General features: G+C 56.8%; 19 protein-coding genes and 1 other RNA gene. 5 read left to right on the top strand and 15 right to left on the bottom strand.

The genetic code is table 11. The features are described from left to right. Window positions 1–228, bottom strand: a complete 228-nt coding sequence (locus IE087_RS05865) for a sulfurtransferase TusA family protein (RefSeq protein ID WP_189368392.1) — start codon at window positions 226–228, stop codon at window positions 1–3. A gap of 93 nt (window positions 229–321) precedes the next feature. On the opposite strand from IE087_RS05865, the gene IE087_RS05860 reads away from it, so the two are divergent. From IE087_RS05860 to IE087_RS05845, 4 genes are all read left to right on the top strand, one after another. Then, window positions 322–1,074, top strand: coding sequence for a cytochrome c biogenesis CcdA family protein (locus tag IE087_RS05860; RefSeq protein ID WP_189368391.1), 753 nt, complete (start codon window positions 322–324; stop codon window positions 1,072–1,074). Window positions 1,075–1,133: 59 nt separating this feature from the next. Further along, complete coding sequence (locus IE087_RS05855) at window positions 1,134–2,354, top strand: hypothetical protein (protein ID WP_189368390.1); 1,221 nt, start codon at window positions 1,134–1,136, stop codon at window positions 2,352–2,354. Beyond that, on the top strand, window positions 2,351–3,691 hold the full coding sequence (locus IE087_RS05850) for a cytochrome P450 (RefSeq protein WP_189368389.1): 1,341 nt from the start codon (window positions 2,351–2,353) through the stop codon (window positions 3,689–3,691). Before IE087_RS05855 ends, IE087_RS05850 begins: the two co-directional genes overlap by 4 nt. An 85-nt stretch (window positions 3,692–3,776) precedes the next feature. After that, entirely contained in the window at window positions 3,777–4,670 is an 894-nt protein-coding gene (locus IE087_RS05845) for a fructose bisphosphate aldolase (protein ID WP_189368388.1), read from the top strand. Window positions 4,671–4,792: 122 nt separating this feature from the next. On the opposite strand, the gene IE087_RS05840 is transcribed toward IE087_RS05845, so the two are convergent. From IE087_RS05840 to fumC, 4 genes are read right to left on the bottom strand one after another with little or no spacing between them, the layout of a single operon-like run. Continuing rightward, complete coding sequence (locus IE087_RS05840; RefSeq protein ID WP_189368387.1) at window positions 4,793–5,011, bottom strand: ribbon-helix-helix domain-containing protein; 219 nt, start codon at window positions 5,009–5,011, stop codon at window positions 4,793–4,795. Further along, window positions 5,008–5,169: a hypothetical protein gene (locus tag IE087_RS05835; RefSeq protein ID WP_189368386.1), complete on the bottom strand. Its 162-nt coding sequence runs from the start codon at window positions 5,167–5,169 to the stop codon at window positions 5,008–5,010. Before IE087_RS05835 ends, IE087_RS05840 begins: the two co-directional genes overlap by 4 nt. 41 nt (window positions 5,170–5,210) lie before the next feature. Beyond that, on the bottom strand, window positions 5,211–5,423 hold the full coding sequence (locus IE087_RS05830; RefSeq protein WP_189368385.1) for a DUF4169 family protein: 213 nt from the start codon (window positions 5,421–5,423) through the stop codon (window positions 5,211–5,213). After that, window positions 5,420–6,811: a class II fumarate hydratase gene (gene fumC, locus IE087_RS05825; protein WP_189368384.1), complete on the bottom strand. Its 1,392-nt coding sequence runs from the start codon at window positions 6,809–6,811 to the stop codon at window positions 5,420–5,422. Before fumC ends, IE087_RS05830 begins: the two co-directional genes overlap by 4 nt. 177 nt (window positions 6,812–6,988) lie before the next feature. Between fumC and IE087_RS05820 the strand changes: the two genes are divergently transcribed. Next, window positions 6,989–7,558, top strand: a complete 570-nt coding sequence (locus IE087_RS05820) for a hypothetical protein (RefSeq protein WP_229801289.1) — start codon at window positions 6,989–6,991, stop codon at window positions 7,556–7,558. Between the two features lie 9 nt (window positions 7,559–7,567). Here the strand turns inward: IE087_RS05820 and IE087_RS05815 are convergent, their stop codons facing one another. The 10 genes from IE087_RS05815 to IE087_RS05770 all read right to left on the bottom strand — a co-directional run bounded on the left by IE087_RS05815 (window position 7,568) and on the right by IE087_RS05770 (window position 15,462). Further along, a complete protein-coding gene (locus tag IE087_RS05815; RefSeq protein WP_189368383.1) occupies window positions 7,568–8,074 on the bottom strand; it encodes an SspB family protein in 507 nt (168 codons plus the stop codon). A 75-nt stretch (window positions 8,075–8,149) separates the two neighbouring features. Next, window positions 8,150–9,400: a chromate efflux transporter gene (chrA, locus tag IE087_RS05810; RefSeq protein WP_189368382.1), complete on the bottom strand. Its 1,251-nt coding sequence runs from the start codon at window positions 9,398–9,400 to the stop codon at window positions 8,150–8,152. After that, a complete protein-coding gene (locus tag IE087_RS05805; RefSeq protein WP_189368381.1) occupies window positions 9,400–10,125 on the bottom strand; it encodes a rhodanese-like domain-containing protein in 726 nt (241 codons plus the stop codon). The genes chrA and IE087_RS05805 overlap by 1 nt, the downstream gene beginning before the upstream one ends. A gap of 342 nt (window positions 10,126–10,467) precedes the next feature. Then, complete coding sequence (locus IE087_RS05800) at window positions 10,468–10,896, bottom strand: nuclear transport factor 2 family protein (RefSeq protein ID WP_189368380.1); 429 nt, start codon at window positions 10,894–10,896, stop codon at window positions 10,468–10,470. Window positions 10,897–10,995: 99 nt separating this feature from the next. Beyond that, window positions 10,996–11,347: a transfer-messenger RNA gene (gene ssrA / locus IE087_RS05795) on the bottom strand. A 77-nt stretch (window positions 11,348–11,424) separates the two neighbouring features. After that, window positions 11,425–11,778, bottom strand: a complete 354-nt coding sequence (locus IE087_RS05790) for a DUF4345 family protein (RefSeq protein ID WP_189368379.1) — start codon at window positions 11,776–11,778, stop codon at window positions 11,425–11,427. 37 nt (window positions 11,779–11,815) lie between these two features. Next, window positions 11,816–12,508, bottom strand: coding sequence for a lysophospholipid acyltransferase family protein (locus tag IE087_RS05785; RefSeq protein WP_189368378.1), 693 nt, complete (start codon window positions 12,506–12,508; stop codon window positions 11,816–11,818). Between the two features lie 71 nt (window positions 12,509–12,579). Further along, window positions 12,580–13,227, bottom strand: a complete 648-nt coding sequence (locus IE087_RS05780) for a hypothetical protein (protein ID WP_229801341.1) — start codon at window positions 13,225–13,227, stop codon at window positions 12,580–12,582. Window positions 13,228–13,232: 5 nt separating this feature from the next. Beyond that, window positions 13,233–14,633, bottom strand: a complete 1,401-nt coding sequence (locus IE087_RS05775; protein WP_189368377.1) for a selenium-binding protein SBP56-related protein — start codon at window positions 14,631–14,633, stop codon at window positions 13,233–13,235. 73 nt (window positions 14,634–14,706) lie between these two features. After that, entirely contained in the window at window positions 14,707–15,462 is a 756-nt protein-coding gene (locus IE087_RS05770) for a FadR/GntR family transcriptional regulator (RefSeq protein ID WP_189368376.1), read from the bottom strand. Window positions 15,463–15,531: the final 69 nt, after the last annotated feature.

The raw sequence follows: 15,531 nt of genomic DNA, 5'->3' as shown, positions 1-15,531 counted from the left end.
TTATCCTTTGCGGATGGTGTATCGCTGGATCGGACCATCCGTGTCGGCTGACTCAAGCGTATGACCGGCTTCTGTGCAAAAGTGGGGTACATCCACCACAGCCGCCGGATCGTCAGCCGTGATAACCAGCAAATCGCCGGAGGCCAGGTTCTGCATGCGCTTGCGCGCCTTTAGGACGGGCAGGGGACATAGCAGCCCAACCGCATCAAGTTCATGTGCGTCATTCATGGAATCCGAAATAGGCGCGATGTTACATCCTGTCCACAGACATGTGACCGTGTCGCAGGTGACGTGCGGGACAAGGACGGTTAGGTGGGTGATATGTTCGGAATCGATATCATCGACGCAAGCCTGATCCCTGCCATGAGCGTTGCGCTTCTTGCTGGCATCATCAGCTTTCTCAGCCCATGTGTGCTGCCGATTGTGCCGCCCTATCTGGCGTACATGTCGGGAATGACCGTGGGAGAGATGTCGGAAGGGCAATCCGGTCGCAACCGTGCCACTGTCACTGCGTTGTTTTTTGTGCTTGGCCTGTCGACCGTCTTCATCATTCTCGGTTTCGCCGCGTCGGCCTTTGGCGCGTTCTTTTTACAGAACCAGATACTGTTCGCACAGATATCCGGCGCGGTGATCATGGTGTTTGGCCTGCATTTTCTGGGCGTGTTCCGCATTCCGTTCCTCGATCGCGAGGCCCGGATGGATGCCGGGGATCAGGGTGGGTCATCCTTTGGTGCGTATATCCTTGGATTGGCTTTCGCATTTGGCTGGACCCCGTGCATCGGCCCGCAACTGGGTGCCATTCTGACCCTTGCTGCATCCGAAGCCTCGGTCACACGGGGGACATTCCTGCTTGGCATATACGCGGCCGGTCTGGGCATTCCATTCCTGTTGGCCGCGATGTTCATGAGCCGCGCGATGGGCTTCATGAACAGGATCAAACGGCACATGGCCTTGATTGAAAAGGTTATGGGCGGGTTGCTGTTGGTGGTCGGCGCCGCAATGCTGTTTGGGCTGTTCACACGCTTCTCGTTCTGGCTGCTTGAACAGTTCCCTGCACTCGCCACGTTAGGCTAAGCAGTCACAGCCTTACTTTGGCCGTAGAAGCGCGTTAGGTTGCACCAAAAGGTGCATGAATGAGCAGGCCGCATCCAAAATCCGTCTCGCGTCGCCGGGTGTTCTACATTCCGGGCTATGACCCGATTCATCCCCGTCGCTACCGTGAACTCTATCGTAAGGAAGGTGCGGCTCAGGCGGAAATCTCGGGCTACCAGATTGCGCTGCATCCGGCCTCCAAATCCGAACATTACGGTTGGCAGGTTGATGCCGAAATCGATGGCGCAAATGCGCATGCAGATATCGAGGTGCTGGTCTGGTCCGACATTGTGCGTGGGTCAATGGAGGCTTCGATACCCGACACATACCTGCAATTGGTGCAGACCGCATGGACGTACATTGCCTCGGGTGCTCTGCGCCGATTGATGCGATTGCGGAAGGGGCCTGTGATTGCGGCCTTGTATCCCGTTGGCATGTTGCTGGGACAGGCGTTGCTGGGCCTCCTTCTCTGGTACGGCCTGTGGCGCGTCGGCGCAGCCTTTGGGTCCGTTGGAGCATGGGGCGGCCTGCTTCTCGGCGCTGCGGCCTGTATCACTCTATTACGTTGGTTCAAGGCAAAGGATGGCAAGATCTTTGCCTACTACCTCATGCATGACTATGCCTATTCTGCTGCGTCCAATGGGGCGAACCCACCTGCATTGGAAGAGCGTATGCGTGACTTCCGCTGCAGCATAGCGTCGGCCCTGTCAGAAGACGTGGATGAAGTGCTGATCGTTGGTCATTCGTCTGGTGCCCATCTGGCGGTTTCGATCTTGGCAGACTTGATCCGGACGGGGCAGGTGCCCGCCAATGGCCCTGCTCTGGCATTTCTGTCCTTGGGCCAGGTCGTGCCCATGGTCTCCTTCTTACCGGACGCACACCGCCTGCGTGCCGATCTGCAATATCTGTCGGCGCAGGACGCGTTGACATGGGTCGACGTAACGGCTCCGGGCGATGGATGCGCCTTTGCGCTGTGTGATCCCGTTTCGGTCTCTGGTGTTGCACCGCACAACAAGCGTTGGCCTTTGGTGTTCTCGGCTGCCTTCACTCAAACACTTAGCCCGGCGCGATGGAAAGAGCTGCGATGGCGTTTCTTTCGGCTGCATTTTCAGTATCTGTGTGCGTTCGATCGCCCCAGGGACTATGACTATTTCCAGATCACAGCAGGTCCACTGACTTTGGCGGACCGTTATGCCGGTCGACCACCGTCCAAATCGCGCATCGATCACGCGGTGTCGAAATACACGTCAGTTGCCGCATGATCCCACCCAAACCACCCAGCCGCCCTGATCGTGTGTCTCTCCGGCGATATGCACGTCTTTTTCGGCAGGACATCTTGTCGGCTCAGCCGGCTCGTCTCTATCGCGCGTGGATGGCCGAGTTTCGGACGCCGTTTTTTCGCAGTTACCTGATGAATCAACCGGAGTTGGTAAAAACAGTCCTAAAAGATCGTCCCGCGGACTTTCCGAAATCTGACCGCGTGAGCGAGGGCCTGCGTCCTCTCCTTGGGAATTCCGTGTTTCTGACCAATGGCGAGACGTGGAAACGACAGCGACGCATCATTGATCCGGCGTTTGAGGGCGGGCGCCTGCGCGAGACATTCCCCGCCATGTGGGATGCTTCTGAAGCTGCCGCGGTGCGTTTACCCGAAGGTTTGGTTGAGATTGAGGAACAGACAAGCCATGCGGCGGCCGATGTTATTTTTCGCACACTCTTCTCCATTCCGATCGAGGACGCGTTGGCGAGCGCCGTTTTCCACGAATTCCGTGCGTATCAACGCAGCCAGCCCATCCTGAATATTGCGGCTTTCGTACCGTTGCCACGTTGGATGCCGCGCTTTTTCCGTCGTGACACCAGGGCCAGCGCGGCGCGTATTCGGGCGTTGATTGCCAAGTTGGTTGATCAACGCGCAAAGGAAATTGCCGAGGGCACGGCGCCGGATGATCTGGCGACCAAAATCATGACGACCCCTGATCCTGAAACGGGCGAAACCTTTTCCCCCGAAGAAATGGTGGATCAGGTTGCGATCTTTTTCCTTGCGGGACACGAAACCAGCGCATCGGCCTTGGCGTGGGCTCTGTACTTGCTGGCGCTGTTTCCTGACTGGCAGGAGAAAGTGGCAGCTGAGGCGGTGGCTTTGAAGGATTGTGATTTCGCAGTCATGTCCAAACTGCCGGTGACGCGGGACGTATTCCGCGAGACGCTTCGCCTTTACCCGCCCGTCCCCATGATGGTGCGTGAGGCGACCTGTCCTGAACGGTTTCGGGATCGGGACGTGCCCAAGGGCAGCCAGTTGGTGCTAAGCCCTTGGCATTTGCACCGTCACGAGCGGCTGTGGGAGCGTCCAGATGAATTCGATCCGGCGCGGTGGCAAACCGAGAACGGCAAGACCTGCGGGCGAGACGCCTACATTCCGTTTTCCGCCGGCGCGCGCGTTTGTACAGGCGCTGGCTTTGCCATGGTCGAAGGGCCGCTGATTCTGGCTCGGCTGCTGCGTGATGCGAGGGTATCGTGCGCAGAGGGGCGTGTCCCCATACCCGTCGCGCACCTGACGGTCCGGTCAAAAGGTGGAATCTGGCTCCAGATCGGCAAAAGATAGCGCAAACAGTGGCTTGGCGGGATTTCTTGCGGGTCAGGAATGCGTTAGGTCTGACGTAATTGAAGTCATGACTTTGGAGCACGGTATGACCGACTTTGCCAAGATGCGGGACCAGATGGAAAACGGAAGCGGCTTTATTGCTGCATTGGACCAGTCGGGGGGATCCACGCCCAAGGCGTTGGCGCTCTACGGTGTGGATGCATCGGACTACGCGTCCGAGGACGAGATGTTTGCCGAGATCCAGAAAATGCGCGAGCGCATTATCCTGAGCCCGGATTTCACAAGTTCCAAAGTCATTGGTGCGATTCTGTTCGAAAAGACGCTTCGTGAGCGGATCGAGGGACAGGCGGTTCCTGCTTATCTGTGGAACAAGCGGGGTGTTGTTCCTTTTCTGAAGATTGACAAAGGGTTGCAGGACGAAGCTGACGGCGTTCAGTTGCTGAAGGCTATTCCCGGCCTTGCAGACACCTTGGCCGAAGCAAAGGCAATGGGCATCTACGGCACCAAGGAACGGTCGGTTGTGCACACGGCCAATGCAGCTGGGATCAAGGCGATCGTCGCCAACCAGTTCGATGTCGCCCAAGAAGTGATTGCTGCTGGTATGGTTCCGATCATTGAGCCGGAGGTGAATATTCATTCCGAAACCAAGGCGCAGGCCGAAGAGATGCTGGCCGACGCATTGATGGCGCAAACCGAAGCTCTGAAGGACGGGCAGGACATCATGCTCAAGTTGACGTTGCCCGAGCAGCCCGGCCTCTATGATGCGTTGGCCGATCATCCGCGTGTTCAGCGTGTTGTGGCCTTGTCTGGCGGATATTCCACGCAAGATGCGAGCGCGCGGCTGTCCCAGAACCACAAGATGATCGCAAGCTTCAGCCGTGCCCTGACCGAAGGTTTGCAGCGCGACATGAGTGATGATGGGTTCCACGCCGCGCTTGGTGGCAACATCAACCAGATTTTTGAAGCGTCTATCGCTTAGTTTACCAAAGACGAACACTCTGAACCCGCTCTTTTTTATGAGGGCGGGTGGCGTCTTGTCTGAGTTTACTGAATCGCCGTGCTACGTCGTTCAGCACGGCGACTTGTCATGGCCATTTGTGCTTAACGGTTCATCCAACGCTTGAGTACATAGACGCGAATGGCTGATGCAAGACCGACATCTGTGCCACGACTTGCATCAATTTCGGCGGCCAAGTCATTGATCGGTCTGTGCTCTTCTTCCGCGATCATGCGAAAGGCTTTCCAGAATTCAGGCTCCAGTGACACGCTGGTTCGGTGCCCTTTGAGGGTGAGGGAGTGCTTTTGTGGCCGGGTGCTCACTGCTCAGCCCAGAACCGCCGGGACGGATCGAGCTGCGCAATACGCTCATACGTATTCAGCAAGCGCGCCAACGAACCTTGGTTGGCACGAATGTAGCGTCGCGCCCGACGCAAGGCACGAATTTGGTCGCGCACGGCTGTGTTATGGGGCTGTGTCATAGAACACCTGTAACTCTTTGCGCAGACAATTTGACCTGTGTTTATGGCTTTTTATCGCCACCATTTGCACCATACGGGGACGTTTCGGCGGCTTTGCCGTCCAAATCTCGCGCAGACCGGGAGTTTTCCCGCTTTGCGTGATCTTTCTCTGCCTTGGTCAATCCGAACGTGATCGCATTGGCGTCGGCACGTGCTTTCTTATCTGCACGTGCGCGCGCCTTACGCACCTTGTTCAGGTTGATGGGCGTGGTCATTTTGGCCCGATCATGTTTTCGGGGCGCACGACCTCATTGAACCGTTCCTCGGTCACGAAACCAAGTTTCACCGCTTCCTCGATCAGCGTGGTACCATTTTTGTGGGCCGTTTTGGCGACCGTCGTGGCGTTGTCATAGCCGATTTCGGGCGCCAGCGCGGTAACCAGCATCAGCGACTCGCGCATCAACTTGTCGATACGGGTTTCGTCTGCTTGCAATCCGTCCACGAGGTTGTCGGTGAAAGCTGAACATGCATCCCCAAGCAACTGCATGGATTGCAGCACGTTATAGGCCATCATGGGTTTATAGACGTTCAGTTCGAAATGGCCCTGCGACCCGGCAAAGCCCACTGCCGCGTCATTGCCCATCACGTGTGCACAGACCTGCGTCAGGGCCTCGCATTGGGTCGGGTTCACCTTGCCCGGCATAATGGATGACCCTGGCTCGTTCTCGGGCAGAACAAGTTCACCCAATCCGCAGCGAGGGCCAGAGCCCAGCAGGCGAATGTCGTTGGCAATCTTGAACAGGGATGCAGCGACTGTCTTCAGCGCGCCAGAGATTTCCACCATGGCGTCATGTGCGGCCAAAGCTTCGAATTTGTTCGGAGCGGTGACAAAGGGCAGGCCGGTGATGTCGGCCATGTGACCCGCGACCGCCTCGGCCCAGCCAACTTTGGTGTTCAGGCCGGTGCCGACAGCCGTACCGCCTTGTGCAAGTTCGTAGATGCGGCCCAGCGCGTCTTTGACCCGCTGGATGCCCATGGCGACCTGGTGGCTATAGCCCGAGAATTCTTGGCTGAGCGTAAGCGGCGTTGCATCCTGAGTGTGTGTGCGTCCGATCTTGATGATGCCGTCGAACTGCGCGACCTTAGCTTCAAGCGCCGCATGCAGTTTTTCTAGGCCCGGCAACAGCACGTCGCGTGCGGTCATCGCCGTCGAGATATGCATGGCCGTCGGGAAGGTATCGTTCGACGATTGGCCCATATTGCAGTGATCATTTGGATGCACCGGCTCCTTTGAGCCAATGACGCCGCCCAGGATTTCAATCGCGCGGTTTGCAATCACCTCATTGGCGTTCATGTTGGACTGCGTGCCGGAGCCCGTCTGCCAGACAACCAACGGGAAGTTGTCATCCAGCTTGCCGTCCACCACTTCACCCGCCGCTTCAATGATTGCATCGGCCAGCTTTGCATCGAGTGTTCCCTGCGCCTTGTTCTGCATGGCGCAGGCCTTCTTGATCACGCCCAGCGCGCGCACCACAGGCACCGGCTGCTTTTCCCAACCGATCGGAAAATTCATGATGGAGCGTTGTGTCTGCGCACCCCAGTACTTGTCGGCTGCGACCTCAAGCGGGCCAAAACTGTCAGATTCGGTGCGGGTATCGGCCATGACGTGGCTCCTTTTGCGCGTGTCGTTCTTGTGTCATGCATCTACCGGCCACAAGCTGTACAGACAAGCACCGGTGGCCAGTTCATCGACTGTGTCATATCACAATGACGACGGGAGGGTGCATCCGTGTGCGAGCGTTCCTATATCTGAGAAAACGGGAGGAAAAAGGACCAACTCATGACCCTATCACGTGCATTTCCTGGTGGCTCAATGCGGCCCTTCATTGTTGCTATCGTTGTGCTAGGGACTGCGATGTTCGCGATGGTGGGACCCGTGCGCGCCGATATTACACCTTTTGTTGGGCAATACTCTGGCAGTGCTGAAGTCATGCAGGCGAATGGAACAAAAATTCCGCGCGACATGAGTGTTGAGATCAATGAGACGAAACAGGGGTTCACGGTTAAGTGGTCGTCAGTCACGCACAGGGCATCTGGTAAGTTATCTGAAAAATCCTATTCCATTGATTTTGTGCCCAGTGGTCGAGGTGACGTTTACGCGGCAGCTCAAAGAAAGAACGTTTTCGGTCACGAGGTGCAACTCGATCCAATGAAAGGCGAACCCTATGTTTGGGCGCGCATCGATGGGGAAACCCTGACTGTGTATTCCCTGTTTGTTGATACAGATGGCGGGTACAGCCTGCAGCGATATGATCGCACGCTTACGGAAGGCGGCTTGAACTTGAACTTCCAAAACATACAGGACGGAGAAATCCTGCGTGCCGTAGAGACATTCTTGGTCCGGGACTAACCGCTTCGTCTATTTCCTGAAACTGTCCAATGAAACGATGTCGGCATCTTTGCCGTCATCATCCGCCGTGGCACTGTGTTCCTGCGCTGGTTTGGGAGCCGCCGGCGCGCGGCTTGGCAGGATTTCCGGTGGGGTTGCTGGCGCAGTGTCTTCTTCGTCGTCACCTTGGGTTTCGAAGCGAAGCCCAAACTCGACTGATGGATCAACAAACGTTTTTATTGCATCATAGGGTATGTACAGCGGCTCCGGAGCGTCACCGAAATTCAGTGTCACGGCAAATCCTTCGGCACCGACATCCAGCTTGTCGTACCAGTGCTGCATGACGACTGTCATTTCCCCTGGATAGCGGTCGCTCAACCAGTCAGCCAGTTCTGCATCTGGATGGCTGGTATCAAACGTAATGAAGAAGTGATGTGAGCCGGGCAGCCCGTTCTGGGCAACATCCGTCAATACCTTGCGGATAAGGCCACGCATGGCCTCATGCATCAGGTTGCCGTAATCGATGTTCCGGCTCATGGCGATCCTCGTGCTGCGTGTGCCAACCATATCCCAATTTACCGCAGAGGGAAGAGGCGGCAGAGCCCAATTAGACTAAAGCAGCCCCAAAATTGAGAGTGCACATCCAGACGCCGCCAGGACCAGCAATGTAGCAGGCAAATTGACGCTTAAGCGCAGCAGCAGAAGCCCTGCAAATGCAGCGAGTGCGACGGCCCACGGATTGAATGTAGACAGGTCGGGAATGGGCAGAGAACCAAACGTTGCGGTGCCGACATCTGCAAAAAAAACGTGCAACGCGAACCAGATTGACAGATTCAGAATGACACCGACGACAGCAGCCGTAATTCCATGCAACGCTGCAGACAGCCGGGGGCGTGCAGCGATGTTGTCCAGATATGGGCCTGTCACAAAAATCCATAGGAAACATGGCACAAAAGTCACCCAAAGTGTCAACGCTCCTGCCGCCAGCGCAAGCACCAGACCGCCCTGTGCGTAGCCAGCAAGCAGCGCAACAAACTCTGTCACCAGAATGAGGGGGCCGGGCGTCGTCTCTGCGAGGCCCAGCGCGTCTATCATCTGGCTGGTTTTGATCCAGCCATGGTCTTGAACCACTTGCTGGGTCATGTAGGCCAACACGGCATAGGCGCCGCCAAAAGTGACGACTGCGAGCTTAGAAAAGAACAGGCCGATCTCGAGCAGAAAGCCTTGCGCGGTGAACCACAACACCGCCAGCGGCGTGATCCACAATGTTCCGAAAATGACAATTGTGCGTCCGCTTCTCGGTTGAGCCGGGGCAGGCAGCGCGTCCGTGGGTCCGCCTTTGGCGTGTAGTGCGCCTACGATGCCTGCGGCGACAACAACCAACGGAAAGGGAATGCCGAAAACGAATAAGGCTAGGAAGGCCGCGCAAGACAGACCCCACGCCACCGGGCTCTGCAGTGTGTTTCGCCCGAGCCGTAACAGCGCTTGCAAAACGATCACGATCACAGCCGCCTTGATGCCGAGGAAAGCAGCTTGAACCATAGGGATGTCGCCAAAGTGGATGTACGCCAACGCAAGGGCAAGGATCACCACGGCTCCGGGTACAACAAAAAGTGACCCGGCAAGCAAACCGCCACCGATGCCGCGCAACCGCCATCCTGCATACGTGGCCAATTGCATGGCCTCGGGGCCGGGTAAGAGCATGCAAAGTGACAGTGCTCGCAGGTATTGATCTTCGGTCAGCCATTTCTGGCGCGAGACCAATGTTTCGTGCATCAGAGCGATCTGTGCAGCTGGGCCGCCGAAAGACAGCAAGCCAATACGGCCAAAGACCCGGGTCAGTTCCGACCAGCTCTGTTCCATCAAACAACCTCCTGCCGATCAGATTGGCGATATTGCAACCAAGCGGCATCAAGAAACGGCAGGGCGGCACGGGCCAAGTCTTCATCACGTTCGTGAAGATTGGGCAATACGCCAAGCAGCGATGTGACAGGAGATGTTGTTGTTTCAATGGACGCAATAAAACCCATCAGATCAGGAGACATGAGGCCCGTGGCGGCAAAGCTTTGGCCTGGCGGTGCTTCAGGCAAGGCGTGGGCGTCAAAACGTGCGGCGACGTCATGTAGATGCACGGGCGAGACCCACAACACTATTGCATCCTGATCATACCAGCGTCGGATCACCCACGCGGTGACAAGGACCTTCGGGGTTCGTGTTGCGGGCAGAACCCACGGCGTTCCTGGGGGTGGGGCAGTGTCCAATGCAAGACATGGATAACCCGCAGTACGCCAAGCGCTGTTCCCTCCCTCCAATGCACGCGCGTCAAAGCCCATGCCGCGCAGCACAGCTGCGGCACCGTGCGACAGCTTCAGACCCTTTTGGCAAATGGTTACAATCGGCGAGTCCGGTGCCTGCAAAGCACACTGATGTTGCACGTTCAGATGCGGTACATGTCGCGCTGTTGGCAGGCGCCAAGGATCAGAAGCTACATCCTCGGGTATGGATACGTCGATCAGACATGGTGCTTTGCCTGTTCCAAGTAGAGGCAGCAACTCTGTTGCATGAATTGAGTGGGGTCTATGGTCCATTGTGGCATCCTTTGATCACAACAAAAGGATGCGACGCTTGGGCCAATGTGTGGTTAGCCTGATGGGGCAGTCGCAGTGGCCCCAACTGGGAGCTTGCGCATTGATGCTCTGCAGGTCAACCCTTTGATCTGTTGAACGTCTGGACAGGTCGGAGGTAAGCCCTGCACCCATCCAGCGCAGTGTGAGTAACTGGATGATGTATTTAGGTGCTTAATGTGCTCATCCAACTGGCTGCCTAAACACATGAAACGTCAGTTGTGCATAGAGCGTCTTCAGCACACTTGCGGTCATTCGGGAATTGGTAGCACGACACCTGATGTAGGCCAATGCAGTTTGCCACCCTTACCGAAGGCGTGTTCCACCAAGCATCACAGCCATCGCGTTCTCGGGAAGTAAACTCAGTTGTTCGAACAGCGTAAGTGAATCCGTGCCGGTATAAATCTCGACCATCTGGATGCCTTCGAACCGTGCGATCACTTGCCCGAAGACATGCACAGGGTCGCCGGTATCCGCCGAATGACTTTTGATTTCGACCAGAGCCGACAGCCAATCGTCTTGTTCCATTGTGATGGGCAGGGTGATTTCTATGGGACCCAGCAATTCGCGCACCATCGTTACCAACTCGGTAAGGTCCTCAATCGAAAAGGGCATATCGCCCATGATCCCGCGCGAACGTGCGTTGGGTGCAAGGAACTTCGGAATCGCATCTAGGTCTCCCTTGATCCACACCTCGTCGTACCAGCCTTGCAGGGTCTTGACCTTGTGCGGCATGCGCCCCTCGTTCTCAATCAGACAATTTGCACAACAGCGATAACGCCCGGGACTTAACAATCCTTGAACCCGACGCAAAAATACCAAAGTCTTTTTGAAAGTGCAGGCTTCTGTTGCCAGGTGCCTGCGAACCCCGCCTAACGCGGCTAGGCGCTAGGGCTTAAAGTCGGTTCGACTAGGACTGCTTACGCAGCCATAGCAACCGGAGCACGATTGTCGTTTGCAATTGTACTGTTTTCGCCGGTAACGGTGGCAGACAGCCGAGACAAAGCTAACCCCTTTAGACGTCCGTCGATCCTGTTTCGGCCCCATGATCCCCCAAACGAAGGGATGGTTGGTGGAGCCGCCGGGTACCGCCCCCGGGTCCGATCCGTTTATTACGAGCGCGTTTATGTCCATAGTCCCGAGGGACAGGAGTTAGATATGTGAAGAGCGCACCCTTTGCAATCTGTGAGACGCTCAGCTCAGGACTCTCCTGACATAGAAATCAGCGCTGGTCGACATTAATTTTCTTGCGTAGAACGCTGATTAAAAAGGATTAGCGGCCAAAAACCATGCCGCCAGCATGACTTCAATACCCCCAAAAATCAGCACTTTTTTCACAGGTGGTTTGTCAAACAGCAAAGACAAACACCGCCCCAAGGCCGCGCCGACAAAGGCAAAGCCGATCATTGCATAGGCCAACGGTTCGTCAATCCAGATGGCAGCAAGTCCTGCCACGACGAACAGCCCGCCAACGGACGCACGCATCTCGCTGAGCCCCATTGTGCTGTGTGTAGGTGCGAGGTCGAGAGCAGAGGCAGTATAGCGCGGTGCAACGAAACCGAAGAGGCCGAAAGCGATCGTGAGCACTGCGGCGACTATGTTCAAGAAGTCGATCATGGGCGGCACGTAGGGCCATGTGCGATCCGAGGCAAGGCTAGAAGCTGTCTCTTATCGGCGTGTTCAATCGGTCCTCAAGGTCTTTGTTGAAAGCCTCAAGATCAGTGGTCGGGTCGAGGTCATCGACCGTTTTGATGTCGACCGAGATATGGCGTCGCCCTTTGCTGCGTCCAATAAACGTCCAGAAATAGTCATATCGCGCGGGTTGGAACCTGCCCAACCCGTCAAGCCTAAGCAGCAATACCGGGCTGTCAGGTTTAGTTTGTAGGATATCCCGCGCCCCGGACAGGTGTGGTGCGATCACCTCGGTTTCCTGCTGCCTTGTGTGGCCCGACGGGAACAGCAGGATGCTCTCTCCGCGGTCGAGCGCAGACAGGATGCGCTGCATGCTTGCCTCTTTTTGGGCCTGCCGTTTTTCCGCTGGCCAAGACTTGGGGGAACTGACCGGGATCGCACGGGCCACGAACATGGGAAACCATTGCATCCAGTTGTAGTATTCATTGTAGTGTACCACGGGCCGGATACGCTGTGTCGTGTAGAGTATCGCGGCAATCAGCGGTCCATCGAAACGGCTGACATGGGTAGCGAGGATCAGCGCGCCTCGCGTGTCCTGCAGCAGGTGTTTGCCGGAACAGCTGACATTGTAGAACAGTGAGAAATACGTGCGCACGATGGCGAAGAAAAAGTGGCGCAGCCATTTACCCAATGTCTCATCGATCAATCGCAACATATTGGGCATTCCGGTACCGCACGTGTCTTGCCCGACAGTTGCGGTCTGTTGCTGTTAGGTCAATGCCTTTTTTACAGCGCGGTCCAAAGCCCAACACCACCCACGACAATCAAGCTGACCGCCCAGACAAGCTCCAAGTCGAACCAGCCCCGTTTGAGGAAATTGAGGCCCAACCAGCGATGCACGGCATAGGCCACTGCTCCGCCGGATCCCATCATGGCAACGGTATGCAGTACTGCCACGCCGAGGGCCAACGCCGTCGTGGCCATTAGGGCCGACGCTGCGCGGTGGCCCGCATCCAGTTCCTCAATGGCACAAAGGCCCAAGTATATGGGCACCAGCATCAGCGCAGCACCGTGAGCCAATGCCACGAGGAACGACCACAGTGTCAGCTTGTGCGGCGGAATGCGGGCAAGGAACCGGGGGTGCTTGCGCGTGATGGCAAGATAGAGGCCCATCGCGATCACGATTAGCCCCGCGCCAATACGTATTTCGCCTTGGTAATCGATCAGCAATGTCATCATCGAAAATGGCAGCAGAATACCCAGCATCGCCACGAAATGACCAAGCGATAGGGCACCTAAAGCGGGCCAGAGCGCGCTGCGTCTGCGTTCGAATAGGGCTGACGAAACGACAAGGGGCCAGCCCATGCCGGGGTTCAGGCCGTGGTAGAGGCCGGAGAGGATGACGGCGAGCCAGAGGCCCGCCGCCGTCGTCATATCCATCAGACCGAGGGGTAGCAGAAACTGTCGGTCGAACAGTCGCCGCCTTCAAGCCGGATCTGGTGGCTGCGGTAGCCTTCCGGGAACTTGGTCCAGAAGTTTTCGTCCAGTGTCAGCCCACCGTTTTCACCAACATGGGCCATGACCATCGCCGCACCACGTTCACCGGGGTAGAATTGGTCGTCCCAAGTGGAATAGAGCGAGTTGGTCCAGTACACGCGTTTGCCGTCGCGGCTGATCTCAACCATCTGTGGACCGTAGCCAAAGTCTTGGCCGTTGGGGTGTTTGGTTTTCTTTACGATACCGCCGATCTCGACCTTGCCCGCAAGAACCGGGTTCATCGGGTCGGACACGTCGTATTGGTGCATTTCGCCAAGGCCCCAACACGCGACATAGAGGTACTTATCATCCAGGCTCAGGTCGATGTCAGTGACCAGCGGCGGCACGGCACCGAACCCCTTGAGCAAGTCAGGCAGGTCGTCCGCATCTGCGGGCACCGGGTCGATGGTGATCGTCTTCTTGGCTTGCCATTCGCCATCATCATCCCGCCACCAAGTAAAGATCGCACCTTGCAAGTTGGTGGTGTCAACAACAACGCCACAGAAACCGTATTCCTTGACGGGGTCGTGAGCAGGGCGGATTTCCAGAGCCATCTGGTGGTGTTCACCCAGATCAATGGACTTTGTCACCTTGCGCCCGCGCAGGTCCCAGAAGTGGATCGTGTGGCCGTATTTGTTCGACAACAGATCTTCGGGCACAACACCGTTTTCAAATTGCGGCGGCAGGCCCCATTCGCTGCTGACCATGTAGTCACGCGGCAGGTTCCACCAGAAATCATAGTGCTTGTCTTGAATGCCTCGGTCCATCTCGTAGCGGCCCAGAATGTCGAAAGTTTCACAATCCATGATGAAGATACCGGGAGGGCCATCTGTGCCATCCTCGCCACCGCCGCCCAAGGTCGAGACATAGATTCCTTCGGGTCCGCAATGGATCGTGTGGGGGCGGGAATATCCTGTTTTTTCAAACAGCTCTTCCGGTTCGATAATCTTGTGAATCTTGGCTTTGAGCGGCTCTTTTACATCAATGATGTAGATGCGGGAAGACCGGATGCCCGGAATGATCAGGTAACGCCGCTCCAGAAAGGCGTGGCCGGTCAGTGGCGAAAGCGCTGACGAGCAAGCGTTCCAGCCGAAGTGGTGAAATTCGTCGCCAAGGTTGGGGACGTACAGCTCGTGCACGATCTGGCTGTAGGTCTTGCTCTCGGGATCAACATCCACGACAGCCAAACCATCCGGCTTGGTCCCATCCGGGCTGAGCATCAGCGTGAATGCCAGCTTCTCGACCGGCGCCTGCATGGCATCGTTGGGCGAGGGGTAGAATGTTGGGTCGGGTCTCAAATTCATGGCTTCCTCCCTGAAGCATGTGTCAATCGGTGCCCGGCCCCTCGGTTGCCTTTGCGACTTCGTATGGGAGGGATCAGGCGGTCTTGTGCTCCTTTTCTGCGGCCTTTTGGGCGCGGGCGGTGACGACCGAATGGGCCAGCTCCCGCGTGTAGGCTTCTAATTCAACCAATGTCGCGTCGATCTTGGGCGCATCCTGCGCCTCGACGGCATCTGCAATGTCCGTGTGCAATGCCACAATCGCTTCGCGCGATCGGGCGGTGAAGGTGATCATGTTCATCAGGGGCTGCATGGCCTCAACAGCACCGGCAAGCTGGTAGCTGAGCACCTTGTTGCCTGCGCCATCCACCAAAGCGCGGTGGAAGGTGACATCGGAGGCGCAAAACGCCTCGTCCGTGAGACCCGGTTGGCCTTGACGATGAATTTCGGCGCGCATGGTCGCCAGCTGGTCAGGGGTGCGGCGCTGTGCAGAAAGCGGGGCGCAGGCGCGTTCAAGCGCGTACCGTGCCTCACACGCCACGTCGAAACTGACGGCGTTCATGGACAAAAGCAGGGTCGAGGTTGTGACCTGCTGGGCATAGGCGTCTTCGAATCGCAGGCGGTTGACGAAGGCACCTCCCGATGCGCCACGCTGTGTGCGGATGAGTGATTGGGCGGCCAGCCGCTTCAAGGCCTCGCGCACCGTGGGACGGGACACATCAAAGTGATCGGCCAGTTCCGCCTCGGACGGCAGACGCTGATCCACGATCAGATCACCTGCGATGATCGCATCCCGGATTGCCTTTGCAATCTGGGCGGAGAGATCAACCGTGCTGTCAGGATCAATTTTCATTTGTCTTACATTTTAATGTCTGACATTTAATCTGGCAAGTATTGAGTCGCGCGCTGTCGGGGAGGACAC

The sequence above is a fragment of the Tateyamaria omphalii genome (assembly GCF_014651375.1).
Lineage (GTDB): Bacteria > Pseudomonadota > Alphaproteobacteria > Rhodobacterales > Rhodobacteraceae > Tateyamaria > Tateyamaria omphalii.
Note: the sequence above shows the minus strand (reverse complement) of the source record. Positions and strands in the feature narration are given on the sequence as shown.